Origin of the sequence: Brevibacillus sp. AY1 (assembly GCF_029870785.1) — a bacterium.
In the GTDB taxonomy this organism is placed as follows: Bacteria; Bacillota; Bacilli; order Brevibacillales; family Brevibacillaceae; genus Brevibacillus; species Brevibacillus invocatus.
The window spans coordinates 58,844-83,259 of the sequence record NZ_JAFLPN010000008.1; the positions used below are offsets into that span (position 1 = coordinate 58,844).

The window sequence follows — 24,416 nt, forward strand, 5'->3', positions numbered from 1 at the left end:
ATTACGAAAGGCAGTCTGAAGACTTGGAAAATAAAGTCGTAGACTGCCTCTTGTTCTTGCGCAATAGTACCCGTTTTAGTTTAAATTTCGACTAACGCACCTCTAAACCGACCAATCATTACCACTAAGGTTCCAGCAATTATTGGTAAAAAGTGGAGTAATATCAGGGCGAAAACAGTTTCCAATGCCCTTCTGATACAACTTCGACCGCTCCGTCGATCACTTTGATGGCGGTCTGATCATCAATCGCATACGCTGGCCCTTGCATCCCGGCTGCCCATCTCACTGCATCAGCCATGGTGTTTCTCGGCAGCATCTCGTGATCCAGATGCGGAAATATTGCAAAATCAACCAGTCTTAGCGTTTCATCGCCACCGTTGGGTGGAGTCCACCCAACGAAGAAATTCCCGATGTTAGGTGCCATCACCATGCTCCCGGCACTTAGTCCCACATAGACTAAATTCAGCGACGGCAAGAGGTCTGCCAGTCCGGACTGCCTCATCCAGTAACACAGATACAAGGGGTCACCTCCATTTTCTAGTAGAACGTCAGTCTCCTTGACCATAGGAACCCAAAGCTCTTCATCGATGCTAGGCAGCGCGGTGAGCTCCAGAACCCCCATGGACTTCCAGCCCAGCTCACACATCGGTGTGGTGGCTTGTCCGCTAAAGAAATGCCATGCATGGCCCGCACCACCTCGTATTGCGTACACCGCAGTAGTAATGCAGAGGGCGGTAGACTCGGCAATCGGTTTGCCCAGCATGTCAACCAGCGCGTCGTGTATGCTTTGGTTTTTGATGCCTGCAGATGTGAGCAGAAATTTCATGACTACACTCCTTTGTGTGCGTCTGTCGTATTCTTTTAGACGTTAAGAGGGATGTCTACATAAACTACATTTTATGACATTTCAGTTCGGATTGTTTCTTACAGATTGCTAATCTAATTTGTCCGTTAGTTGATAAAACGGCAGCCATTTACGAAGGCTGCCGTTTTTCGTAAATGAAACAACTGCTGGTAGTTTTACAAATTTCCTCTGTGTCTTTAATTACTTCTCTAATCTCTCTAAACAACGCACTACGAATCTCTTCTGGAACTAATCTAAACCTAAGAACGTCTTCTCCTGTTTCCTGCCCACCACTGAAGCTTGGATTACGTGCTTTCAAATGAAAAAACCGACGAAGTCATTTCCGACTCCATCGGTCCCCACAATCCCTATGCCAAATACGCTTCCCGCACCTGCGGGTTGGCCAACAAGGTTTTCGCATCATCCTTCAGAATGATTTCACCTGTCTGGATGACGTATCCGCGATGCGCTGCTGACAGGGCCTGGTTGGCGTTTTGCTCCACCAGCAGAATCGTCGTTCCTTCGCGGTTCAGTTCCGTAATGATTTCAAAAATCTGCTCCACGAGGATTGGCGCCAGCCCCATCGACGGTTCATCCAGCATCAAAATTTTCGGCTTCATCATCAAGCCACGTGCGATGGCTAGCATTTGCTGCTCGCCACCGGACATCGTGCCGCCTTTTTGACTGATCCGTTCCTTGAGTCGCGGGAAGTATTGAAAGGCGCGCTCGATCCCCTCTTCAATCACTTGTTTGTCCTTGGTGAAGAAAGCGCCCATCTCCAGATTTTCATGGACCGTCAGCTTGGGAAAAATACGGCGTCCTTCTGGTACATGTGCAATTCCCAACAAGGCGATGTCATGTGTGCGCATCTGGGTAATATCTTTGCCTTCAAAAAAGATTTTCCCTTCACGCGCCCGCGTCTGCCCGCAGATCGTTTTGAGCGTGGTGGACTTGCCTGCTCCATTCGACCCGATCAGGGTGACAACCTCTCCCGGATTCACTTGGATGGACAAGCCTTTCAACGCGTGGATTCCGCCGTAATAGGTATGAACGTTTTGCAGCTCCAACATGGCCATATCGCTTCCTCCTCCTACGACACTTCCGACGCGCTTTTTCCGAGATACGCTTCGATGACACTCGGGTTGTTCCGGATTTGCTCCGGCGAACCCTCTGCGATCTTGCGTCCGTAATCCAGCACGTGAATGTATTCACTCAAGCCCATCACCAGCTTCATGTCATGCTCGATCAGGATGATGGTCAAATCCAGCTCTTTTTTCAGGAGTCGAATAAATTCGGTCATTTCCACCGTTTCCCTCGGATTCATCCCTGCGGCTGGCTCATCCAGCAAAATAATCTGCGGATTGGTCGCCAGCGCTCGGGCGATCTCGAGCCTTCTCTGCAACCCGTAAGGCAGGCTTCCCGCCGCTTCGTTGGCGATATGGGCGATCCCTACGTACTCCATCAATTGATACGCTTCGACCCGCGCCATCTCTTCCTCCTCGCGCACTCGCTTGGTATTGAAGAGAATGCCCATGATGCCTGCCGAAAGTCGGCTGTGGACACCTACCATGACGTTTTCGAGCGCTGTCATTTGTTTGAAGAGACGAATATTTTGAAAGGTTCGGGTAATTCCTCTGCTGGCGATCTGGTCTGGACGCAGCCCCTTGATGCTTTTGCCATTCAGCAGGATTTCCCCTTCATCCGGTTCGTAAAAGCCTGTGATCATGTTAAAAAAGGTCGTCTTTCCTGCCCCATTCGGACCGATGACAGCGGTAATGCTTCCTTTGTCTATCTTCAGTGTCACATCCTGGTTCGCGACGAGACCGCCAAACTTCTTGGTCAACCCTACAGCTTCCAAAAGTGCCATTTTGCATCCCTCCCTGTTCGCTACGATTGTTTACCAGACGACGACTGAGAAAGCTTGCTCAGAATTCCCAATTTTCCTCTGCCAAACGGACTAGCCTTGATCGCATCGATATCGTTGGTTTTCCTTTTCGCTGGAATCAGGCCATTCGGGCGGTACAACGCCACGAAGATCAGCATGATACCAAAGATGAGACGCTGGAACTTGGACGGATCCAACTGATTGGGCAGGTTGATCATACCTGACTGCTGTAAGGAGTGCAGAAAGTTGGAGAATTCCTTCAGGAGCTGAACCTGCAGCAGCGTAACGAATGCAGCCCCGAGTATGACGCCTGGAATACTGCCGCTGCCTCCGAGAATGACCATGACGAGAATCCCGATCGACTCCATCAGCGTAAAGGAGGTAGGGTCGATAAAGGTTTGCTTCGCTGCAAAAATCACGCCCACTACTCCTGCGAAGGAAGCTCCCGTCGCGAACGCAGCCAGCTTGGTGTTCAACAGTGAAATTCCCATCGATTGCGCGGCCAGTTCATCTTCGCGGATCGCAACCCATGCGCGGCCCAGACGAGAGTGTTCAAAGCGGATATTGGCCAGCACGATAAAGGCAATGACAAACAATACAATGAAGTAAAAATAGAACGGCGTCCCCATTTTGATCCCAAAAAGCTCAGGGGCCGGAATTGGCGTAATTCCCTGTGGACCATTCGTGATATTGATCGGCTTATCCAGGTTGTTGAAGACGATTCGGATGATCTCACCAAAGCCCAGCGTTACGATGGCCAGGTAATCACCCTTTACCCGCAATACCGGCAACCCGAGTAATACCCCGAATATGGCGGCGACAATCAGCCCGACGATCAGAAACGGCCAGAACCAGTCACCCGACAACGGGAACAGATTGCCCGCAATAAATTCGTTCGCTTGGGAGGTAGAAAAAATGGCGTATGCATAGGCACCAGCGGCAAAGAACGCCACATAGCCCAGGTCAAGCAGGCCCGCAAAGCCCACTACGATGTTCAGGCCAAGCGCCATCGCGACATAGATTCCTACCTGCGAGGCCACTTCCATGTAATAGCGGTTTTCACCGGCTACCAACGGAATAATGATAATCAGTACGGCCGCGCCGATCACGAGCTTGATCAGCTTGCTCGTATTGGTGTAGTAAATCAAAACGATTGAGGTCAGGATACCGAGAAATGCGATAACCGATTTATCCAGAAAGTGCAATGCCGAGGCGCATGCTGCGATCCAAATCAATGTGACGACGAGCGGAATACCTTTGAATGATTTCAAGGCCAGATTTGCCATTGGTTTCACCTACACTTTCTCTTTGACAGCTTCGCCAAACAGCCCTTCCGGCTTGAAGAGAAGCACAAGGATTAGAATACTGAACGCAAATACGTCTTTGTACTCGGCACCAAACGCTTGGTTGGTCAATGGTCCCATATAAGCGCCAGCGAGTGATTCCAGCAGGCCGAGCAAAACGCCCCCCACCATCGCTCCTCGCAAATTGCCGATCCCACCCAAAACAGCGGCGGTAAATGCCTTCATACCAAGGATAAATCCGATGTACGGATCAATGGTTCCGTAGTTTTGGGCAAACAGAACGCCCGTGGCTCCTCCCAGGCTGGAGCCGATCAAAAAGGTGAGCATGATTACCTTGTCCACATTTATGGTCATCAGCGATGCCGTACTCTGATCCTGTGCGACGGCACGCATGGCGATTCCCCACTTTGTCTTGCCTACAAACAGCGAAAGTGCAATCATCAGCACGATGGCTAGGATGATAACCATCAATCCCTTGACGGGTATTGTTGCGATGCCAAACAATGAAACCGATCCGGTAAACAGTATTGGCGTATTCAGATAAAATTCATTACGAGCGATAGCTTCCGTAAAACGGACAAGGTCTTGCAGCAAAAACGATACACCGATCGCGGAGATCAACGGAACCAATCGCGGTGCTCCACGCAGCGGGCGATAAGCCAGTCGTTCAATCCCTACCCCTAAAGCACCTGTTATGATCATCGTAATGATAATGGTCATAAATAGCGCAACGTATGGATTCATTCCCTCCAACGCACCCATTGCGTCCGTAAGCAGAAGCACTTCAGTGCCGACGAAGGCACCCACCATGAAAATCTCACCGTGAGCAAAGTTGATAAATTCCAGGATACCGTAAACCATCGTATAGCCCAGGGCCACGACTGCGTACATGAATCCAAGCGTCAAACCGTCAACCAACACTTGAGGCAAAATGCTTAGCAGCATGCTTACCCATCCCTCATTCCTTTGTAGACTTGTCGTTCGTTTCTGCATCACTTATGGCCGCCATTCACATCTACAAAATCAAGCTGTCCAGACGTGAAATTCCATAAAGGAGGGGCGAACACTCTCGTGCCGCCCCTAGCTGGATGAGGCCTTAAACGTAAGCGAATTCTAAGTTGAATGGGTCAATCATGTGGTTTTACTGGGCTTTTCCGACAAAATTGGATTTTTCTTTGTCGTACCGGTACACGAAGACGTCGGAGTGCACGTTGTCACCTTTGTCGTCAAACGTGACTTTTGTAAATTGTCCTTGGAAATCCTTTGTCTTGTGAACGGCATCCAATACTTGCTCACGGGTAGGCTTTTTGCCTCCGTTGGCATTGACCGCTTCCTTCAATCCGTTCAAGATGACGTTCATCGAGTCATAGCCGTATACCGAGTAGGTTTCCAGCGGCTTGTTTGTCACTTTTTTGTACTCGTCTGCCCACTTCTTGCCTTCTTCTGTCTGGGTTACGTCACCCGCTACAGATGTAAACACAACACCTTCTACAGCTGCGCCTGCAATTTTGATCATATCCGAAGAGTCCAGACCGTCTCCGCCCATGAAATAGCCCTTATACCCTTTTTCACGAGCTTGCTTGATCAGGATTCCGCCTTCCGGATACAGTCCGCCGAAGAAGATGATGTCAGGATTAGCTACCGTTACCTGGTTGAGTACGGCGCTGTAATCCTTCTCGCCTTGTGTGATTCCTTCAAAGCCGAGTACGGGAACACCGTCTTTTTCAAATTGCATTTTTACTTGGTCAGCAAGACCTTGGCCGTATGCGGTCTTGTCATGAATAATGAAAGCGTTTTTGACGTTCAGGGTGTTTTTGGCGTACATCGCAGCGCTCGGTCCCTGTGCATCGTCACGCGCACAAATCCGGTGCACGGTCTTCTTGCCTTCTTCCGTCAGCTTGACGGCTGTATTTGCCGGCGATACCATGACGAGTTTGCCTTCCTCGTACTTCACCGATGCAGCGATCGCAACACCGGAGTTCAAGTGACCGACTACTCCGTATACTTCCGGATTGGAGATCAGCATTTCCGCATTGGAGACGCCGATTTTGGGGTCAGCCTGGTCGTCCTGCGGGAACAGCTGTACATCTAAGCCCATTGCCTTGAATTCTTCCTTACGCAGGTTCAGTGCGTACTCAGCTCCGGTTTTGATCGCATCCCCGAGCGATGACTGGTTCCCGGAAAGCGGCGTCTGCGTGGCAATTTTAATGACTTCAAGTGCTCCACCGCCACTGCCGGAAGTGTTGGGTTGAGCCGCTGGTGTACCTCCCCCTGAATTGTTGTTGGTATTTCCTGTCGAACTGTTACCACCCGCGCAACCTGTGAGTGCAAGACTTGCTGCCAATGCCGCAGATAAAAAACTGAGGTGAGAGAATTTTTTCATGCGGAATTGAATCCCCCTTTTATTAATTTTTATTTTTATTTTTCTCCCATCCATCTATCTTACTTAGCAGGTTGCGACTTACGATCTACCGATTCTACTAGGCCTCAAGATAGAGCTGGCTTGGTTATTCTTTATTGTAAAATAAATTTGAAAATTTACAAGAGAAAAAATATTTTTTAAAGAAACATGTTCAACTGATACATCAACATGATAAATGGACCGTTATTGAAATCAAATGAACATATCATTGCTTCATCACGATAAAGCATTAATGTTTTGCGTAATGAAAATCACATTGTCAGTAATTCCTTTTTTTACCTTGCCTTTTCATCATTCAAGTGGGAGAGATGGGACTACAATCCTACCCGTCTTCACATCGACAATTCCTTCCGCGGTCAACCGGACGTACGGCAAATGCGTCGAAGAAAAAAACAGGATGGAATAGATCGGATCGAGATGGGCATGCCCTTTTTGACGAATCTGGTCGATCAATCTTTCCGCCATATCGATGACTTCCTCCATCGGTGCGCTCGAAAATCTCCCTGCCAGAGGAAGCGGACATTCGCAGACCACACTTCCTTGATCCATCAGAACGACGCCTCCGCCAATCTCTCTTACTCGATCCAGGGCCATTTTCATGACATGCGGATCTCGCCCGATAACCAGCCATTCACCAGAAGCCGAATACGTGCTGGCCAAGCCCTCCAGATGGCGGCCGAACCCCGACAGCACCGCTTGCGTCTTTCGTCTGCCAAAAGGATCAATGGTTACGATGTAGGCTAGCTCCGGGTCATGCTCCAAGGACACTACCCCGTCTTCCTTTAAAGGAAGCTCCTCCATCCGCAATCGGGTGATCACTGCGTTCAGCATCTCCACGATCGGTGTCTCCCCGTTTTCCTGGCGAAGATAGAACCATTCCTCTGACACCTTTTTATCCAGCTGGTCTACAGGCGGAAAGTGACATTCCTCCCAGATAGGTTCGACTGTCGGGATCAGGATGTCCCCATTCGAAGCCGCGCGCTGGCCGTTGGCAATCACCAAGGTGGGAGTCGGCTGATCCTCAGAGTGCAGCAACAGCAAATCTGCGATCCTGCCCGGTGCGATTCCTCCTACCTCAGCATCAAGCCCGTAGTATACCGCCGGATTCAGCGTTGCCATGACGTATGCTTCGATCGGCGGCATCCCCGCTTCGATCGCCACTTTGATCGTATAATCCATTAACCCATGCCGATGCATAGGAGGGGTGCTCCCGTCTGAAGTAAGCATCATTCGAGGCGACCAGGGCAGGCCGAGCGCAAGCCATCCCTTGACCAATTCAGGCAAATCAGGACGGATCGAGGAGTGGCGCAATGTCGCGTACATTCCCAGGCGCAGACGCTGCAGCAGATCTTGGGCGGAAATCCCCTCGTGACAGGCTGTTATCCCTGCTGCCCCTGCCGTATTCAGCGTCTCCGCCGATGCTCCGGGATGATGCCCCTCCATCCGCTTGCCCAAATCCCGCGTATGCTTCAAGCCAAACAGGATCTCATCTGACTCGCCTAGCACACCCTGCCAATTCGTCAGCTCTCCGCCCTGAATCACCTGAGGATGCTCCAACATGCGAGCCAAACCCTGCTTGGTAAAATGAGGGTGATCCTTGCCAGTCTGTGGATCGAGTCTGCCCCAGAAAAACTGTTTGACCGGATGAGAAGCGAGCGATTCCATGAGTTTTTCCACCTGCTCCATCGGCAGATTCATCAGCATCATCGTGTCCGAGATCAGCATGGTGGTCCCTCGCTGCAAAGCAAAATCAGCCAGCGTATAAGGGTTGTACCACTGAAAAGGATGAGCGTGCGGCTCCATGTATCCAGGTACCATGTACTGTCCTGTCGCATCCACAATCTCCGTATCCCCATCTACCATCGGTTCCTGCTCGCCAACGTATGCGATGCGCTCCCCAGCCGTGTATACGTGGAGCTGCTGCCATTCCTTGGTATACACATTCAGGACGCTTGCCCCTTTGATCCACATGGTCGCAGGCGCCTTTCGCCTCGATACTCGGATCAATTGCAAAAAAGCTTCGTCTGTCATTTGTCTTACACGCATGTATGATCGCTCCCTCTTGTTGAAGTTTCTTTCTACTGAATGGTCATTCATCTTTCTTTTATGCTTCGCCATGAACAGGACGATCCCCTTTCCACTAGCTGTTGCTGCTTGCAACAATTACCACGTCTTGTTTTCTTGTCCCAAACAAAGAATAGTTCATAGAAGTTCGCATAAACAGGAGGCAGACCAACATGCGCAAAAACGTGGGAACAACCGACGCGATGATCAGAATAACGGGTGGACTGCTGGGGCTGGCATACGGAGTGGGTGTCATGGGCAGACGTCCATACCGCACACCTTGGCTGTTGATGTCCTTGTCTGCGATGAAGGTAGCGGAAGGCGTAACGAGATTTTGCCCGATGTATGCTGCGATGGGCATTGATTCCAAGGGAAATACGAACATGATGGACAAAATCAAGAATGCTGGCATGCAAACCGTCATGAATCAGGTATTGGGCGGTTCCGCTCGTGAAGAAAAAAGCGAAGGTCCGCAAGCCACCACCAATCATTCGCCCGCTTCTCAACCCCGTGGCGAAATGAAGCTTTCGGCAGAGGATCTCAGGATGGAACAGGCCGTCCGTGAAATCGTTGAGATGCCTTCCGATGACATGCCATCTGCAAGCAGCTCTTCCACAAACGATAGAAGCTACTCAGAGTCATTCAGCCATGAAGAACACCGATACCCTACCTACTCTTAGGGGGCGAATCCATTGCTAGTGGGATCCACTTTATACGAATGGTTGTCACATAACCTGTTTGTCATCGCCAGCATCATTGGCGTCATTGTGGTGATGGTGTATTTCGCTTACACGATCAGCCGGAGAAAAGGAAGGTACCGCCAGTAGAGTCTGGCGGTTTTTATTTTTTCCATTTACAAAAATAATTGTCACAAATATAATTGTCGTAGCAAGTATCTGTAAAGGAGATACCGTCTTGGAAGATAAATGGCTCGAAGAATCAATGGGGTATTACATTGGCAATATGTATCGGAAGATGGTGCAGCACATATCGGTTCAGCTGCGTCCCTTCGATATTACAACCGAGCAGTTTGCCGCCTTGTTTCAGCTGTACAAAAGTGATGGAATCAATCAAAAGGAATTGGCCAAGCGCACGTCCAAAGACCAGCCCACAACGACTCGCATCCTGGATGCCCTGTCCCGTAAAGGATTGATCGAAAAGAAAATGTGCCAGTCAGATCGGCGCGCTTTCCTGATCAGCATCACCACAAAGGGTAGAAAAGTGATGGAGGAAGCCATTCCCGTGGAAAACAAAGCCTTGGAACAGGTTTTTGAAGGATTGGATTCCGAACAGATCGAGTGGCTGAAGCAAATCATGCTGCATTGCAGCGCAAATATTCAAAGGCATACACAAGAATAGGAGTGTCAACATGAAAGAAGAACATCCTGAAAGGCTGTGGACCAAGGACTTCATCCTGATCACGCTAAGCAATCTGCTCCTGTTCACTACAGTGCAAATGCAGGCAACCACCCTCCCCGCTTATGTGAAAGAGACCTATCATTCGAACGATTTCGTAGCTTCGCTCGTCATCATGCTCTTTAATATTTGTGCGATTGTCTCCAGAATGTATACAGGGGAAGCGATCAAAACGAAAAGGAGCAAGGTATTGGCCTTTCTCGGTCTGATGATCGCAGGTCTTGCGATGATCGGCTATTTTTTTAGCGCGACCATCACCCTGCTGATTGCGTTACGCGCCGTGTTCGGGGTCGGCTTTGGACTCGGCAGCACAACCTTTGCTACATTGGCTTCCAACTCCATCCCTCCCAAGCGAATTGGTGAAGGAATGGGTTACTTCGGCCTATCCGTCAGTCTCGCCCTTGCGCTGGGGCCAATCGTTGGAATTACCCTCTTGAATGAATATGGATTTACCATCATGGTCATTGCAGCAGTTGGGATGGTAGCCATTGCCCTACCTTTACTTTTTAGCACACGTTCTCAACCAGTGCCGGTCCTGCAAAATCCAGAACTGCAGGCAAAAGGACTGGGACGTTTTTTTGACAGAAAGATCTTGCTTCCTACCGTCCTGAATACTCTTCTTGCCATAACGTATGGAGGCCTGATGAGCTTTTTGGTACTCTTCGGAAAGGAAGCCAATCTCGCCAACGTCAGCTGGTATTTTTTCTGTAATGCGATTACGATCCTGCTGGTCCGGCCTCTATCCGGCAAGCTGTTCGATCGCAAGGGGCCCATCGCCGTCCTGCCTCTCGGTGCTTTATTGTCAGGAACCGGTCTGATGATCCTCTCCTTTACAGACAACAACTACCTGTTGTTTACCTCTGCCGCATTCTACGGCTTAGGGTACGGATTTATCCAGCCTGCTATTCAGGCATGGATGGTGAAAGTGGTTTCTCCCGAGCAGCGTGGGATGGCCAACGCTGTCTTTCTAAGTACGATCGACCTGGGCATCGGTATCGGCTCGTTATTGCTCGGTATCATTATCACCTATTCCAGCTACTCGATTATGTACCGCTGGTCAGCTATCTTCATGCTTCTGTTTCTGGTTATCTACTTCGTCTCTTATTTCAAAGCAAAAGCATCCAAGGAACAGCAATTGGCTGCTTAGTGAAGAGAATATCCCTGACATCTGCGAGCAAGAATGTCAGGGGTTTTCGCTGTATTCAGGGAAGGTTCATCAAAAGCAGCGTGACAAAAGCAAGGATGAGAATCAACTTGGTAATCATCTCGACCTCTCGATGTCCTGCATTCTGCTCCTTGCTCCCTACTGCTCCTGCAGCCTCATCACGCAGTCGTTTGCTGAGCTGATGGTCAATAGAAAATTTCCGCATAAAAGCCAGCACCAGAACAAGAATCGTCGCGAGATGCCAAAAGGAGAGCACCACGCCGGCCGAGAAGCGAATAACGTCCAAAGCCAACAGACCAAGACTGCAAAGGAAGGAGTATCGATTGTAGCGATTCCACGCCTTTATGGAAAGATCCTCCACGGTTGAGATGATTTCAGGATTTGTACTGACTGCTTGAGTACGAAGAAAAAACGGACGAACACAAGCAGCCAGTACCAAGCCTCCTCCCAGAATCATGGTTAGACAAAGCACTTCCAGCAACCAACCAAATCGATCCTTAAAAAAGTCCTGACAACGCATTTTCGCGGGCCAGGACTCTGCTTTTTCTTATTTTTCAAAGCGCATGGCTCGGTCTGCAATATCGGTCCGGTAATGAGCCCCTTCAAAAGAAATGGACTGTACCGCCGCGTAAGCAGACTCGCGCGCCTTCGCCAGATTTTCACCTGTACTGGTCACACCGAGGACCCGACCGCCATTGGTCGCGACTCCCGCTTCAGTCTCCTTGGTTCCAGCGTGGAATACCTTCACTGGCGGAGCGATTTGCTCCAAGCCTGAGATCACTGCCCCCTTCGGATAATTCCCCGGATAGCCCGGAGCTGCCATCACTACGCAGACTGCGCTTTCTTTTTTCCACTTCACATCTACGGAAGCCAGTTCTCCGCTGACCGTAGCGAGGAAGATCTCCAGCAGATCGGTTTCCAGCAAAGGCAGGATGACCTGTGTCTCCGGGTCGCCAAAGCGGGCGTTGAACTCCACCACTTTCGGTCCAGCTTCTGTAATCATCAATCCTGTGTAGAGAATCCCCTTGAACGGAATTCCGTCCTTCGCCATTCCAACAGCCATCGGTTCGACGATCGTCTCCACGATCTTTGCGACCAGCTCGTCTGACATCTGCGGCACCGGAGCGTACGTCCCCATCCCGCCTGTATTCGGACCCTGGTCATCATTATAGATGCGCTTGTGATCCTGAGAGGTAACCATCGGCTTGACGGTCTCACCATCTACGAACGACAGCAGGGACAATTCCTCTCCGCGCATGCATTCCTCGATCACGACCCGCGCTCCAGCTTGGCCGAACACATTTTCCTGCATGATCTGACGAAGTGCTTCCTCTGCCTCTTCCAGCGTCTCTGCTACGACGACGCCTTTTCCAGCAGCCAGACCATCCGCTTTGACCACGATCGGGGCGCCTTGCTCTCGCACATAGGCGATGGCCGACTCATAGTCGAGGAACGATTCGTAAGCAGCAGTCGGAATGTTGTAGCGCTTCATCAGGCTTTTCGCAAAAGACTTGCTGCCTTCAATCTTGGCAGCCTGTGAGTTGGGTCCGAAAATAGGCAGATTGCGCTCGTTGAAAAAGTCGACAATCCCGCCAAGAAGTGGATCTTCCGGACCGACCACAGTCAAATCAATGCCTTCATCTTTGACAAACTGAGCGAGGGCTGCAAAATCATGGACGTCGATCGGTGCATTTTGCGCGATTTGAGCCGTTCCACCATTGCCCGGTGCGCAGTACACTTTTTCAACGCGAGGACTTTGCAACAGTTTCCAGGCGATGGTGTGCTCACGGCCCCCACTGCCTACGATCAAAACATTCATTGTATTTCCTCCTGTGTTAGAGGTTCCGCGTTCTTGGTATTAGTGTTTAAAATGACGAGTGCCCGTAAAGATCATCGTGATGCCAAAACGATTGCAGGCATCGATGGATTCCTGGTCACGAACAGAGCCGCCTGGTTGAATAATCGCGGTGACGCCAGCTTGAGCGGCTGCCTCCACAGTATCGGACATCGGGAAGAAGGCATCGGAAGCGAGGACAGAACCAGTCGCCAGCTCCTTCGCTTGCTCAATGGCAATCTTGGCTGCACCTACGCGGTTCATTTGACCTGCGCCTACCCCAATGGTCATGTTTCCTTTTGCCAGAACGATTGCATTGGACTTTACGTGCTTGACTACCTTCCAGGCGAATTTCAATTGTGCCAGTTCTTCAGCAGTCGGCTGACGATCGGTCACCACGCGGATTTCATCATCTTCCAGTTGCTTCTGATCGTAATCCTGCACCAAGGCACCGCCTGCCACTGGAGCTACGCGGAACAGGTTGTCTGCTTTTTGCTCGGGTTGATTCAGAGTCGGAATACGCAGCAGACGTAAGTTCTTCTTCTCCATCAACACAGCCAAAGCCTCTTCGGTAAAATCAGGAGCCAGAATAATTTCCAAAAAGATTTCTTTCATCGCCAGCGCAGTATCCCGGTCAATCGTGCGATTCGCAGCGACAATTCCGCCAAAAATGGAGACAGGGTCCGCTTCGTACGCCTTTTGATACGCTTCGCGAATGTCTGCCCCGATTCCAACGCCACATGGATTGGAGTGCTTGATGGCGACCACGGCAGGCTGATCGAATTCACGAACAATCGCCAGGGCAGCATCCGCGTCATTGATATTGTTGTAGGAAAGCTCTTTCCCATGCAGCTGATCCGCATAGGCAATGCTGGCTGTACCTGCAAGCGGCGCACGGTAAAAGGCAGCGCGTTGATGTGGATTTTCCCCATAGCGGAGGTCTTGGGCCTTTTCGTAGGTCACTGTGTAGCTCTCAGGCAGCAGTTCCCCCACCTGCTCGCTCAAATAGCGAGAAATCAGGGAATCGTAAGCAGCCGTATGACGGAATACCTTCGCTGCCAGTCGACGGCGTGTTTCCAATGCTGTATCCTGGTTGGCCTCTATTTCCTCCATGACTTGCTCGTAGTCCGCCGCATCGACCACAACGGTGACAAAAGCGTGGTTTTTCGCAGCAGAGCGCAGCATGGTTGGGCCGCCAATATCGATATTTTCGATTGCTTCCTCAAACGTGACGTCTGGTTTGGCAATGGTTTGTTTGAATGGATAGAGATTGACGACAACCAGATCGATGGTTTCGATCTCCAGCTCTTTCAGTTGCTTCTGATGAGCCTCGTTGTCGCGCACAGCCAGAAGACCGCTGTGGATGTTCGGGTGTAGCGTTTTGACACGTCCGTCCAGGATTTCCGGGAATCCGGTTACTTCGGAAATCCCAACCACGGGAATCCCCGCTTCTTTCAAGAGGGAAGCTGTACCTCCCGTGGATATGATTTCAACCCCGGCAGCAGCAAGTCGACGCGTAAACGGAATCAATCCAGTCTTGTCAGAAACGCTGATTAACGCTTTTTTCACACTCACAGATAGAACCTCCTGACTTTTATTAAGAAGAAATAGTGATTCGAATAAAACACGAACATTCCTATAATATTAAATCATAATTGTACGCTTTTATCAAGGTTTTCGTCAGGAGATTATCCCTTTTCAAACGTCAGACAGCCGCGACTGCTCATAAGCACTCGCGGCTGCTGCCAACGATATCATATGCATTCCTAGCGTTTTTTCTTCTTGCCTCCGGATAGCTTTTTCACCTTTTGAGCCAAGGAGAGATGCTTGCTTTTTCCACTAGCTCTCGACGCCTTGCGACTCTTGCCGCTCTCCGCCTTGACGTCCTTGGGCAGCAGCTTGCCTAATTCATCCAGTGAGATTGATTTGCCATCCTTCATCTGATTTTTGACTTTTTCCTTGGTCTCCTCAGGCACATCAAGACCCATATTGGACAACTCTTTTAATAATGAATCAATATTTTGTGTTCCGTCTTTTGGCATCTTTTCTGCAAGCTTCATAATATCTGTAAGCGTCCATTCCCGACCAGTACGCTTACTTAGCTTGCCCAGCAAATCGGCTACAAAATCCCCGCTCATTGGGCCCCTCCTCTGCTTTGGCTTCTTTCTACTGTATGTCAGAGGGTCCAGTTTGGTTTTCTTTACACTTACCCATTTCCTTGTGAAAACAGTCTATCCGTAGATAGACTGTATGCGGGCAAGCATTTGCTTCATGCGTTCCACCAGTTCTTGCGGTTCCTTGACGATTGCGTCTGTTCCCAGACCGAGAAAAAAGGAAGCAAAGAACGGAATTTCGCTTTGCGGTATAAGACTGTCCAGATAACCGCTACCATCCGGACATACGACCAGGTTCGGGATTGGACACAATTCTGCCTCACAGCGCTGGATGCCGACCTTCGTCAGCTCAACGTAAAACCGAACATCCACTCTCTGCCTTTTGTTAAACGTTTCCCAATTCCCCAAGTGAACATGCCGGTGGTCCAACGGCTCTGCGGATTCATCGATTTGCGCTGCAAGCATGCGGTCACAGCGAAACAGCCGAAAATCTTCACGCAAAAAGCAGTAGGCAGGACAGTACCAGAAGCCGTTGTTGGCGTAAATCCCAACTGGCTGGATCAATCGGCAGGAATCCCCTTCCCGAGAATCATACTGGATGTGAATCACCTTTTGTTCGATAGCGCCCTGGAGAAGAACAGACAGATAGGGCGATTCTTTCTGGCGAGTCGGTGTGAAAAAATCGACCCGATTCTTCATCTGATCGATGCGGTCTCGAACATCTCCCGGCATGTAGTAGTAAAATTTGTTCAACGCCGAGCTGGATTCGGTCTCAAAGGGCAACAATGGATAGTGGCGCAACGAGTGGCTGGCAAAAAACATGGCGACTGCTTCTTCTTCCGAGAAGGCAATCGGCGGCAAAACTCTTTCTTTGATCACCTGATACCCGCCATGTGGGCCTACCTCGGAGTACAACGGGACTCCAAGCTCGCTTAATTCCTGCAAATCGCGCAATATCGTTCTGGATGATACGCCAAATTGGGTGGCAAGCTCCCCGACGGTGAATTTGCGCATCCGATTGACGGTCATCATTAACTCCATCAGTCGCTTGGATTTGGACATGAGTGAACCCCTCATCTTGGCAGCAAGCCAATTTCTTTGATAACCATGACAATTCTTGTCACTATTATACGCTAGAATGCAGACAGAGCAGTTAATGAAACCTGAATGGAGCGATCAAAAATGGATGTAGCCAAAGAAATGAAGAAATACCTGTTCGAGGAGCTTACGCTTATCACCAACACCACGGCTGGCTTGATTCGAAAAATTTCGGCTGAGGACTGGACGTACCAGCCGCGCGAAAACATGCGCTCTTTGCTGGAATTGGTACAGCATCTCGTCGCGATTCCTGCTGTAGACCTGCTTATCCTTCAGGAAAAAAACCAGGATGAAGTGCGCATTCTGGAGGCACTGTTTGCCGATGATAACGACCCAGAATCATTGATCAACCGAATGACGCAGGATTTGGACAAGCTGAAGGCATATATGGAAGCATTATCAGACGAGGATTTTCTCTACAAGAAAACGACACCGTTTTACTTGCCGCATGGCACAGAACAAGCCAAATGGCTGATCGAAATCGTCACCCATGCACAGCATCACCGTGGACAGTTGTTCACCTACTTGAAAACAAAAGGGTACGAAGTCAATATGTTCGACTTGTATTAAGCCGACAGGAGTGAAAACCATTTTGCAAAAGACTGCACCCAAGCTCCCTCTGACGCCCGAGGAACGGCAGAATATGCGCACAGCCAAGCTCACCTTAAAAGATTTTGCCACGCAGGATGTGCATCGTATCGAGCAAGCGCTACAGGTGTCTGCGGTACGTGCCCGATACCTTCGTGCGCTGGCTGAGTTTCAGACCATCCCCTCGATCGGGCCAAAGGTTGCGGAAGGAGTGGTCTCACTCGGCTACTATTCACTTGCGGAAATCAAAAACGAGAATGGAGCCGATTTGATCAACCGCTATGAGGCCTTGACGGGCTACTGGAATGATCCCTGTCTGGAGGACTGCTTCCGCTGTATCGTCCACCATGCCAATCATCCGGAAAGCGAGAAAAGCTGGTTTGATTTTACGGCAGAACGAAAGAGCTATCGAGCCGCGCATGGCTACCCCGCTACCAGACCAACCATCCCGTGGTACGAGGGCAAAAAGGAAATGATATAGAAGAGGGCAGTCCCCAGCGTGTAAGCTTACACCTTGGGACTGCCCTCTATTTATAGAATCATGATTCAGGTAATACGCGAACCTGTCGTCCATCCAGCTTTACACGATCTGCTGCCAGCAAGCCGATCACCTCTACCAGCAGACCGTGCTCAACCTGATGAATACGCGCAGCCAGCGTTTGCTCCGTGTCATTCTCCTCTACGACTACCGGGAGCTGGGCGATAATCGGTCCGGTATCGAGCCCTGCATCCACGACGTGAACCGTAACGCCCGTCACCTTCACCCCATAAGCCAGCGCCTGACCAATGGCGTCCTTGCCCGTGAAGGCTGGCAAAAGAGACGGGTGCAGATTGATAATACGGCCTTCATAAGCATGAAGCAACGTCTCTCCGACCAAGCGCATGTAGCCCGCCAGAACGACCAGTGAAACTCCGCGCTTTTGCAGCTCTGCAACGATCTCAGCTTCAAAAGCGGCTTTGCCTGCATATGCCTTGGGGTCGAACACAAAAGCCTCGATACCGAGTCGCTCTGCACGCTCCAATACCTTTGCACCGGGTTTGTCGCAGACCAAAAGCGTTACTTCCACACCTTGCAGCTGCCCCTGCTGTACAGCCTGGACAATCGCTTCAAAGTTGGAGCCGCTTCCTGAGGCGAAAATGGCTAGCTTTCTCACCATTCCACCCCGTTGTATACGACCTTGCGTTCACCCTCCTGAATGCTGCCAATCCGATACGGCTCTTCACCCAGCTGCTTCAATTCCTCAATCACGGAATCTGCATCTTCCGGCTTGACTACGAGCATCATCCCGATCCCCATATTGAAGGTTTTGTACATGTCCGGATACGAAATGCTGCCCGCTTCCTGAACCAGCTGGAAGATCGGCAGGACTGGCCATGAACCGACTTCTATCACCGCTTGTGTGCCTTCAGGCAGAACACGCGGAATGTTTTCGGTAAAACCACCGCCTGTGATATGGGCCAATGCCTTGACTTCATGCTTTTCCAGAACCGACAGGACCTGCTTCACGTAGATGCGCGTTGGCGTCAACAGCTCTTCTCCGAGCTTTTTGCCCAGTACCTCTACGTGATCGTGCAAAGACATGCCTTTATCTGCGAGCAGGACTTTGCGAACCAATGAAAAACCGTTGCTGTGCACACCACTGGATGCAAGACCGATCAAGACGTCGCCAGCTGCAACCGTAGAGCCGGTAATCATCTTGTCTTCGTCTACCACACCGACAGTAAAGCCTGCGATATCGTATTCGCCTTCTGCGTACATACCTGGCATCTCAGCTGTTTCCCCACCGATCAAGGAGCAGCCTGCCTGGGAGCAGCCATCGGAGATTCCTTTGACAATGGCTTCAATTTTTTCCGGAATGACTTTTTCGACAGCCAGATAGTCCAGGAAAAAGAGTGGTTCTGCTCCCTGCACGACGACGTCATTGACACACATGGCGACAGCGTCGATCCCGATCGTGTCGTGCTTATCCATCGCAAAGGCGAGTTTCAGCTTGGTGCCGACTCCATCCGTGCCGGAAACCAGCACCGGCTTTTCATACTTCTTCGTATCCAGGCGAAAGAGAGCGCCGAAGCCGCCCAAATCCGTCATCACTTCGGGACGGAACGTGCGCTTCACGTGCTTTTTCATCCGTTCAACCGCTTCATTCCCCGCGTCGATGTCTACCCCTGCCTGTTTATATGCTTCACTCATCGTTTCTCCCCCTAAGAGGTGGTTTCTTTCTCAAGCAGAACCACTGCTTAGCATTTCATCGCAGGCAGCGCCTCTTCAAAATTGATCTCAGTCGGATATTGTCCTGTAAAGCAAGCGAGGCAATGTCCGTTGTTAGGAGCTGTATCCTGACGTCCAATCGCTTGGATCATTCCTTCAACCGACAAGAAGTACAGACTGTCAGCTTCGATAGCTTGGCGAATTTCTTCTACCGATTTGGTGGCCGCGATCAGTTCTTCGCGACTGGAGGTATCGATCCCGTAAAAACAAGGATTCATCACGGGCGGAGAGCTGATCTGTACATGTACTTCCTTCGCCCCTGCTTCGCGCAGCATGCGAACGATGCGATTGCTGGTCGTACCGCGAACGATGGAGTCATCGATCATGACCACCCGCTTGCCTTCCACCACCTTGCGCACCGCGGAGAGCTTCAGATATACAGCGCGTTCACGCATTTCCTGACTTGGCTGGATGAAGGTGCGTCCCACATAGCGATTTTTGATCAAGCCAATTTCATACGGGATTCCGGTAGCTTCCGCATACCCGATCGCAGCAGAGATACTGGAATCTGGCACCCCAATGACGACATCGGCTTCGATCGGAGATTCCTGCGCAAGCTGCTTGCCCAGACGTTTACGCGACATGTGCACATTGATTCCGTCAATGTCGCTGTCCGGACGAGCGAAGTAAATATATTCAAAGATGCAGAGCGAACGTTGCGTTTTCTCGGTAAAGCTGGTTTCAGTAATGCCGTTTTCATCGATCACGATCAATTCACCAGGCTGCACATCGCGCCAGTACTCAGCTCCGATGATGTCAAAGGCGCAGGTTTCGGACGCCACACAGACGGCATCCCCCAAGCGGCCCAGGGAAAGCGGGCGCAGCCCGTTGGGATCGAGCGCAATGACGAGCTGATGATTGTTCATGACGATAAGCGCATAAGCACCTTTGATATGCTGGAGGGCATCCTTCACCGCTCCAGGCAAATCACTGCTTTCAGAGCGCGCGATCAAGTGGGCAATGACTTCTGTATCGCTGGTCGTTTGGAAAATGGAGCCTTTAGCCTCCAGCTCTTTTCGCAAGACCGCTGCATTGACCAGATTGCCGTTGTGCGCGACTGCCATGCTGCCTTGTGCGTAGCGGAAAAACAGTGGCTGAGCATTTTCGATCTTGCTCGATCCAGCCGTTGTATAGCGAGTGTGACCGATGGCGATGTGGCCGCGGAACTTTTCCAAATCCCCTTTGCCAAATGCCTCCGATACCAAGCCCATACCACGGTGCTTATACCACTTCTCGCCGTCGGAGGCGCAGATTCCTGCGCTCTCCTGTCCGCGATGCTGGAGGGCGTGCAAACCCAGATAAGTCAATTGAGACGCTTCATTGTGGTTGTAGATGCCAAAGACGCCGCATTCTTCATTCAGTTTGTCCCAGATCAGCTTATCAAACATGGAATCGCATCCTTCCAGGCTGCCTTCACCTCTTGAATCGAAGCGTTGATCGCTTCTGCTCCGTTCACTTTTACCACGAGGCTGCTGCCTCCGGTTTTGCCGATCACTTGCGCCGGCACGCCGAGCTCTGCTGCCAGAGCCAATACCGCTTCTGCCTGCTCTTGCGCCGTGCTGAGCAGAATGCGGGATTGCGATTCGCTAAAGAGCAATACATCAGGACGCAACGCAGATTCGAGCGCCACTTCTGCCCCGAATTCCTTGCCGAAGCAGGATTCCGCCAAAGCTACACCCAGACCGCCCTCTGACAGGTCGTGGGCGGATTTGACCAGCCCTTTGCGGATGGCAGCCAGAACCAGTTTTTGTACAGCCGCTTCCTTGTTCAGATCGATTTGCGGAGGACGGCCGGAGATGGAGCCGGTTGCGAGCTTTTGATACTCGCTGCCGCCCAGTTCGGCAAAGGTTTCGCCCAGCAAAATGATGGCATCGCCTTCGTGCTTGAAATCTTGCGTTGTAATATGGTCTACATCGGTGATCAAGCCTACCATGCCGACAGTAGGGGTCGGGTAGATAGCGTCACCGCTGCGTTCATTGTAAAAAGAAACGTTTCCGCCGATAACCGGAGAATCCAAAGCTATGCAGGCTTCACTCATGCCCTCGCACGCTTTCTCGAACTGCCAGAACACCTCAGGCTTTTCCGGGCTGCCGAAGTTGAGGCAGTCTGTGATCGCCAACGGCTCAGCGCCGGAGCACACAACGTTGCGCGCAGACTCGGCTACGGCAATCGCGCCTCCTACTTTCGGGTCGAGGTAGACATAGCGTCCGTTGCAATCCGTGCTCATCGCCAAAGCCTTGCGTGTACCGCGCACCATGACAACAGCTGCGTCAGAGCCAGGCTTTACCGCGGTATTCGCGCGTACGATGTGGTCGTACTGCTCATAAACCCACGCTTTGTTGGCAACTGTTGGCTGAGCCAACACGTTTTTCAGCGTTTCGTTCAGGTCAGAAGGCTCGGAGATTGCGCCTACAACATCAACCTGCGCGTTTGCTTCATAGTAAGCAGGAACAGCAGACGGACGGTGATAGACAGGCGCTTCCTCGGCCAGGCTGTCTACAGGCACTTCCGCTACGACTTCCCCTTGATGGAGCAGGCGGAGCATGCTGTCATCTGTTACTTTACCCACGACCGCAGAAGCCAAGCCCCATTTGTCAAAAATCGCGATCGCTTCTGCCTCTTTGCCGCTCTCTACTACAACGAGCATACGCTCTTGGGATTCGGAGAGCATCATTTCATAAGCAGACATGCCCGCTTCACGCTGCGGCACCAGGTCGAGATTCATCTCGATCCCGTTTCCCGCTTTGGATGCCATCTCGGAGCTGGAGCTGGTCAAGCCTGCTGCTCCCATGTCCTGAATCCCTACGACGATACCGGTGTCGATCAGCTCCAGGCACGCTTCCAAAAGCAGCTTTTCCATGAACGGATCGCCCACTTGTACCGCAGGACGTTTTTTCTCGGATTCTTCATTCAGCTCTTCAGAGGCAAAGGTAGCGCCGTGAATCCCGTCACGTCCTGTGCTGGAACCTACGTAAATCACCGGATTTCCGATACCGGAGGCGACACCTTTTTGAATTTTATCGTGGTCGATCAGGCCCACACACATCGCGTTTACCAAAGGATTGCCTTCATAGGTCGGGTCGAAATTGACTTCTCCGCCTACTGTCGGAATCCCGATGCAGTTGCCGTAGCCTGCGATGCCTTCTACCACATGCTCAAACAAGTATTTCACACGAGGGTTGGTCAACTCCCCGAAACGAAGCGAGTTCAATACAGCAATCGGACGCGCACCCATCGAGAACACGTCGCGAATGATGCCGCCGACACCCGTAGCCGCACCTTGGTAAGGTTCAATCGCAGATGGATGGTTGTGGCTTTCGATTTTAAAGACGACGGCTTGGTTATCGCCAATGTCTACAATCCCCGCACCCTCACCAGGACCCTGCAAGACGCGTGGTCCCTTTGTCGGGAAGCGGCGCAGGACAGGCTTGGAGTTTTTATAGGAGCAGTGCTCCGACCACATAACGCTGTACAGACCTGTCTCTGTCCAGTTTGGCTTGCGGCCGATGATGTCGACTACGCGCTGATACTCGTCGTCAGTCAGACCCATTTCACGATATAGCTTTTGCTCGGCAATTTGTTCAGCTGTCGGTTCTTTATGCGTGAGTTGTGACACTGTTCCGTTCCCTCCAGGTCTTCAGGATCGAAGTAAACATGCGGCGACCGTCATCGGATGTCATCCAGGTATGAACGGCGCGCTCCGGGTGAGGCATCATGCCCAGCACGTTGCCTTTTTCGTTGACAATCCCGGCGATATCTTCCAGTGAGCCATTCGGATTTTCCCCGTGATAGCGGAACACGATCTGGTTGTTCGCTTTCAGCTTGGCTAACGTCTCTTCATCACAGTAGTAGTTTCCTTCACCGTGCGCGATCGGGATGTGAATCTCTTCTCCCTGTGCATAATCACTTGTGAAAGCTGTATCGTTGTTCTCTACGCGCAAGGCAGACAGCTTGCAGCGGAATTTGAGCGAACGGTTGCGCAGCAGAACTCCAGGCAGCAGACCGGACTCTGTGAGGATTTGGAAACCATTACAGATCCCCATGACCAGCTTGCCTTCCTCTGCCGCCTTCACCACTTGCTCCATGACAGGAGAAAATTGGGCAACTGCACCACAGCGCAGGTAATCTCCATAGGAGAAACCGCCCGGCAATAAAATCACGTCATAGGCGGAAAGATCCGTATCCGAGTGCCACACATAATCTACCGGCACACCCATGACATCTTCAACAGCATTATACAAATCAATGTCGGCGTTGGAGCCGGGAAAAACAATAACGGCTACTCGCATGACTCAGCCCTCCACGATCTCAAAGCGATAGTCTTCAACCACCGTATTGGCCAAAAGCTTTTCACACATTTCACGAACGCGCTCTTCTGCCTGAGCACGGTCATTGGTTCCCAATTCCAGCTCCATGTACTTCCCGATGCGCACGTTTTTCACTTCATCGAAACCAAGCGTGTTCAACGCTCCTTTTACCGCATGTCCCTGTGGATCCAAAACGCTCTCGCGCAAGGTTACGTATACGACTGCTTTAAACATGTACATCTCCTCCCAATCGTTTCAGCATTTCTTGGTACGCTTCCTCTACATTGCCCAAATCTCTGCGGAAGCGGTCTTTATCCAGCTTTTCATTCGTTACAGAATCCCAGAACCGGCATGTATCCGGTGATATTTCATCGGCGAGGAGAATGTCTCCCTCCGGCGTTCTTCCAAATTCCAATTTAAAATCGACCAGGGTAATATTTCGTTCGCGCAAGTAGGGACGAAGCACTTCATTGACTTCAAGACCCATGCGTTCGAGTGTCGCCTGATCCTCTTCACTCGCAATGCCCAGCACCTTGATGTGGGAAGCATTGACCAGCGGATCGCCCAAGGCGTCATCCTTGTAGTAGAACTCAACAACCGGTTGCGGCAAGACGGTGCCTTCTGCCATTCCCAATCGCTTCGCCAAGGAACCTGCGGCGATGTTGCGGACAACAACCTCTAATGGAATGATCTCTACTTTACGTACAACTTGTTCTGTCGCTGACAACAGGCGGATAAAATGGTTGTCAATGCCGCGCTCTTTGAGCATCGTGAAAAAGATGGCAGTAATCCGATTGTTCAGCTCACCTTTTCCGGTGATTTGAGCCCGTTTTTCTCCGTTAAATGCTGTGGCGTCGTCTTTGTACTCCACCCAGTATTGATCAGATACAGAAGTCCGATAAATACGCTTCGCCTTACCTTCGTATAGTTGTTCTTGTTTTTCCACCGCAGGAGCCACCTTCCCAAGTAAAAAGGTTGAGTTGTGATTAATTTACGAACGATTCAAATACATTAAAACATAATCATACGCATTTATCAACGAAAACTCCGTTAACGAACTTCGACAAATGTTCGGGAATTATATGTAATTCATCTTAACATTTGCT

Annotated in this window: 25 protein-coding genes; 6 read left to right on the forward strand and 19 right to left on the reverse strand. The window is 50.8% G+C overall.

Annotation, left to right across the window (positions count from 1 at the left end):
• Positions 1-163 precede the first annotated feature (163 nt).
• The 7 genes from JZI27_RS09550 to JZI27_RS09580 form a co-directional block, all read right to left on the reverse strand.
• On the reverse strand, positions 164-826 hold the full coding sequence (locus JZI27_RS09550) for a Type 1 glutamine amidotransferase-like domain-containing protein (RefSeq protein ID WP_280207389.1): 663 nt from the start codon (positions 824-826) through the stop codon (positions 164-166).
• 386 nt (positions 827-1,212) lie between these two features.
• Positions 1,213-1,920, reverse strand: a complete 708-nt coding sequence (locus JZI27_RS09555; protein ID WP_122909032.1) for an ABC transporter ATP-binding protein — start codon at positions 1,918-1,920, stop codon at positions 1,213-1,215.
• 14 nt (positions 1,921-1,934) lie between these two features.
• Positions 1,935-2,711: an ABC transporter ATP-binding protein gene (locus JZI27_RS09560; protein ID WP_280207390.1), complete on the reverse strand. Its 777-nt coding sequence runs from the start codon at positions 2,709-2,711 to the stop codon at positions 1,935-1,937.
• Positions 2,712-2,731: 20 nt separating this feature from the next.
• Positions 2,732-4,015 carry a branched-chain amino acid ABC transporter permease gene (locus JZI27_RS09565; protein WP_122909260.1) on the reverse strand — a complete coding sequence of 428 codons (1,284 nt, stop codon included), beginning with the start codon at positions 4,013-4,015 and terminating at the stop codon, positions 2,732-2,734.
• Between the two features lie 9 nt (positions 4,016-4,024).
• Complete coding sequence (locus JZI27_RS09570) at positions 4,025-4,978, reverse strand: branched-chain amino acid ABC transporter permease (RefSeq protein ID WP_122909030.1); 954 nt, start codon at positions 4,976-4,978, stop codon at positions 4,025-4,027.
• A 196-nt stretch (positions 4,979-5,174) separates the two neighbouring features.
• Entirely contained in the window at positions 5,175-6,416 is a 1,242-nt protein-coding gene (locus JZI27_RS09575; RefSeq protein ID WP_122909029.1) for a branched-chain amino acid ABC transporter substrate-binding protein, read from the reverse strand.
• 330 nt (positions 6,417-6,746) lie between these two features.
• Entirely contained in the window at positions 6,747-8,501 is a 1,755-nt protein-coding gene (locus JZI27_RS09580; RefSeq protein ID WP_280207391.1) for an adenine deaminase C-terminal domain-containing protein, read from the reverse strand.
• Positions 8,502-8,692: 191 nt separating this feature from the next.
• On the opposite strand from JZI27_RS09580, the gene JZI27_RS09585 reads away from it, so the two are divergent.
• From JZI27_RS09585 to JZI27_RS09600, 4 genes are all read left to right on the forward strand, one after another.
• Entirely contained in the window at positions 8,693-9,199 is a 507-nt protein-coding gene (locus JZI27_RS09585) for a YgaP family membrane protein (protein WP_280207392.1), read from the forward strand.
• 18 nt (positions 9,200-9,217) lie between these two features.
• Positions 9,218-9,346, forward strand: coding sequence for an EYxxD motif small membrane protein (locus JZI27_RS09590; protein ID WP_338068308.1), 129 nt, complete (start codon positions 9,218-9,220; stop codon positions 9,344-9,346).
• 88 nt (positions 9,347-9,434) lie between these two features.
• Positions 9,435-9,878: a MarR family winged helix-turn-helix transcriptional regulator gene (locus JZI27_RS09595; RefSeq protein WP_245996783.1), complete on the forward strand. Its 444-nt coding sequence runs from the start codon at positions 9,435-9,437 to the stop codon at positions 9,876-9,878.
• A 10-nt stretch (positions 9,879-9,888) separates the two neighbouring features.
• The gene (locus JZI27_RS09600) at positions 9,889-11,082 is read left to right on the forward strand and encodes an MFS transporter (protein WP_280207393.1); all 1,194 of its coding nucleotides are present in this window, start codon (positions 9,889-9,891) and stop codon (positions 11,080-11,082) included.
• Positions 11,083-11,137: 55 nt separating this feature from the next.
• Here JZI27_RS09600 and JZI27_RS09605 read toward each other — a convergent pair whose 3' ends face one another.
• The 5 genes from JZI27_RS09605 to JZI27_RS09625 form a co-directional block, all read right to left on the reverse strand.
• A complete protein-coding gene (locus JZI27_RS09605; RefSeq protein ID WP_280207394.1) occupies positions 11,138-11,557 on the reverse strand; it encodes a hypothetical protein in 420 nt (139 codons plus the stop codon).
• Positions 11,558-11,647: 90 nt separating this feature from the next.
• Entirely contained in the window at positions 11,648-12,919 is a 1,272-nt protein-coding gene (gene purD / locus JZI27_RS09610; protein ID WP_280207395.1) for a phosphoribosylamine--glycine ligase, read from the reverse strand.
• A 39-nt stretch (positions 12,920-12,958) separates the two neighbouring features.
• Positions 12,959-14,509, reverse strand: coding sequence for a bifunctional phosphoribosylaminoimidazolecarboxamide formyltransferase/IMP cyclohydrolase (gene purH, locus JZI27_RS09615; protein WP_280207396.1), 1,551 nt, complete (start codon positions 14,507-14,509; stop codon positions 12,959-12,961).
• A gap of 191 nt (positions 14,510-14,700) precedes the next feature.
• A complete protein-coding gene (locus JZI27_RS09620; protein ID WP_280207397.1) occupies positions 14,701-15,072 on the reverse strand; it encodes a hypothetical protein in 372 nt (123 codons plus the stop codon).
• Positions 15,073-15,165: 93 nt separating this feature from the next.
• On the reverse strand, positions 15,166-16,110 hold the full coding sequence (locus tag JZI27_RS09625; protein ID WP_280207398.1) for a helix-turn-helix transcriptional regulator: 945 nt from the start codon (positions 16,108-16,110) through the stop codon (positions 15,166-15,168).
• Positions 16,111-16,230: 120 nt separating this feature from the next.
• On the opposite strand from JZI27_RS09625, the gene JZI27_RS09630 reads away from it, so the two are divergent.
• On the forward strand, positions 16,231-16,716 hold the full coding sequence (locus JZI27_RS09630; protein ID WP_280207399.1) for a DinB family protein: 486 nt from the start codon (positions 16,231-16,233) through the stop codon (positions 16,714-16,716).
• Between the two features lie 22 nt (positions 16,717-16,738).
• The gene (locus JZI27_RS09635) at positions 16,739-17,215 is read left to right on the forward strand and encodes a helix-hairpin-helix domain-containing protein (RefSeq protein ID WP_280207400.1); all 477 of its coding nucleotides are present in this window, start codon (positions 16,739-16,741) and stop codon (positions 17,213-17,215) included.
• Positions 17,216-17,273: 58 nt separating this feature from the next.
• On the opposite strand, the gene purN is transcribed toward JZI27_RS09635, so the two are convergent.
• From purN to purC, 7 genes are read right to left on the reverse strand one after another with little or no spacing between them, the layout of a single operon-like run.
• Positions 17,274-17,891: a phosphoribosylglycinamide formyltransferase gene (purN, locus tag JZI27_RS09640; protein ID WP_251244001.1), complete on the reverse strand. Its 618-nt coding sequence runs from the start codon at positions 17,889-17,891 to the stop codon at positions 17,274-17,276.
• Entirely contained in the window at positions 17,885-18,925 is a 1,041-nt protein-coding gene (gene purM, locus JZI27_RS09645; protein ID WP_280207401.1) for a phosphoribosylformylglycinamidine cyclo-ligase, read from the reverse strand. Before purM ends, purN begins: the two co-directional genes overlap by 7 nt.
• Before the next feature lie 47 nt (positions 18,926-18,972).
• Complete coding sequence (gene purF / locus JZI27_RS09650; protein WP_122909018.1) at positions 18,973-20,391, reverse strand: amidophosphoribosyltransferase; 1,419 nt, start codon at positions 20,389-20,391, stop codon at positions 18,973-18,975.
• Entirely contained in the window at positions 20,376-22,619 is a 2,244-nt protein-coding gene (purL, locus tag JZI27_RS09655) for a phosphoribosylformylglycinamidine synthase subunit PurL (RefSeq protein ID WP_280207402.1), read from the reverse strand. The genes purF and purL overlap by 16 nt, the downstream gene beginning before the upstream one ends.
• Positions 22,600-23,292, reverse strand: a complete 693-nt coding sequence (gene purQ / locus JZI27_RS09660; protein ID WP_251244004.1) for a phosphoribosylformylglycinamidine synthase subunit PurQ — start codon at positions 23,290-23,292, stop codon at positions 22,600-22,602. Before purQ ends, purL begins: the two co-directional genes overlap by 20 nt.
• Before the next feature lie 3 nt (positions 23,293-23,295).
• On the reverse strand, positions 23,296-23,544 hold the full coding sequence (gene purS / locus JZI27_RS09665; RefSeq protein WP_122909015.1) for a phosphoribosylformylglycinamidine synthase subunit PurS: 249 nt from the start codon (positions 23,542-23,544) through the stop codon (positions 23,296-23,298).
• Positions 23,537-24,256: a phosphoribosylaminoimidazolesuccinocarboxamide synthase gene (gene purC, locus JZI27_RS09670; protein ID WP_122909014.1), complete on the reverse strand. Its 720-nt coding sequence runs from the start codon at positions 24,254-24,256 to the stop codon at positions 23,537-23,539. Before purC ends, purS begins: the two co-directional genes overlap by 8 nt.
• Positions 24,257-24,416: the final 160 nt, after the last annotated feature.

Bases quoted from the DNA above. Each gene is read 5' to 3' on its own strand.
- JZI27_RS09550 (WP_280207389.1), bottom strand. From the start codon at position 826: ATGAAATTTCTGCTCACATCTGCAGGCATCAAAAACCAAAGCATACAC.
- JZI27_RS09570 (WP_122909030.1), bottom strand. From the start codon at position 4,978: ATGCTGCTAAGCATTTTGCCTCAAGTGTTGGTTGACGGTTTGACGCTT.
- JZI27_RS09585 (WP_280207392.1), top strand. From the start codon at position 8,693: ATGCGCAAAAACGTGGGAACAACCGACGCGATGATCAGAATAACGGGT.
- JZI27_RS09565 (WP_122909260.1), bottom strand. From the start codon at position 4,015: ATGGCAAATCTGGCCTTGAAATCATTCAAAGGTATTCCGCTCGTCGTC.
- JZI27_RS09620 (WP_280207397.1), bottom strand. From the start codon at position 15,072: ATGAGCGGGGATTTTGTAGCCGATTTGCTGGGCAAGCTAAGTAAGCGT.
- purD (WP_280207395.1), bottom strand. From the start codon at position 12,919: ATGAATGTTTTGATCGTAGGCAGTGGGGGCCGTGAGCACACCATCGCC.
- purS (WP_122909015.1), bottom strand. From the start codon at position 23,544: ATGTTTAAAGCAGTCGTATACGTAACCTTGCGCGAGAGCGTTTTGGAT.
- JZI27_RS09575 (WP_122909029.1), bottom strand. From the start codon at position 6,416: ATGAAAAAATTCTCTCACCTCAGTTTTTTATCTGCGGCATTGGCAGCA.
- purF (WP_122909018.1), bottom strand. From the start codon at position 20,391: ATGTTTGATAAGCTGATCTGGGACAAACTGAATGAAGAATGCGGCGTC.
- JZI27_RS09560 (WP_280207390.1), bottom strand. From the start codon at position 2,711: ATGGCACTTTTGGAAGCTGTAGGGTTGACCAAGAAGTTTGGCGGTCTC.
- purN (WP_251244001.1), bottom strand. From the start codon at position 17,891: ATGGTGAGAAAGCTAGCCATTTTCGCCTCAGGAAGCGGCTCCAACTTT.
- purM (WP_280207401.1), bottom strand. From the start codon at position 18,925: ATGAGTGAAGCATATAAACAGGCAGGGGTAGACATCGACGCGGGGAAT.
- JZI27_RS09630 (WP_280207399.1), top strand. From the start codon at position 16,231: ATGGATGTAGCCAAAGAAATGAAGAAATACCTGTTCGAGGAGCTTACG.
- JZI27_RS09600 (WP_280207393.1), top strand. From the start codon at position 9,889: ATGAAAGAAGAACATCCTGAAAGGCTGTGGACCAAGGACTTCATCCTG.
- JZI27_RS09605 (WP_280207394.1), bottom strand. From the start codon at position 11,557: ATGATTCTGGGAGGAGGCTTGGTACTGGCTGCTTGTGTTCGTCCGTTT.
- JZI27_RS09555 (WP_122909032.1), bottom strand. From the start codon at position 1,920: ATGGCCATGTTGGAGCTGCAAAACGTTCATACCTATTACGGCGGAATC.
- JZI27_RS09625 (WP_280207398.1), bottom strand. From the start codon at position 16,110: ATGTCCAAATCCAAGCGACTGATGGAGTTAATGATGACCGTCAATCGG.
- JZI27_RS09580 (WP_280207391.1), bottom strand. From the start codon at position 8,501: ATGCGTGTAAGACAAATGACAGACGAAGCTTTTTTGCAATTGATCCGA.
- purQ (WP_251244004.1), bottom strand. From the start codon at position 23,292: ATGCGAGTAGCCGTTATTGTTTTTCCCGGCTCCAACGCCGACATTGAT.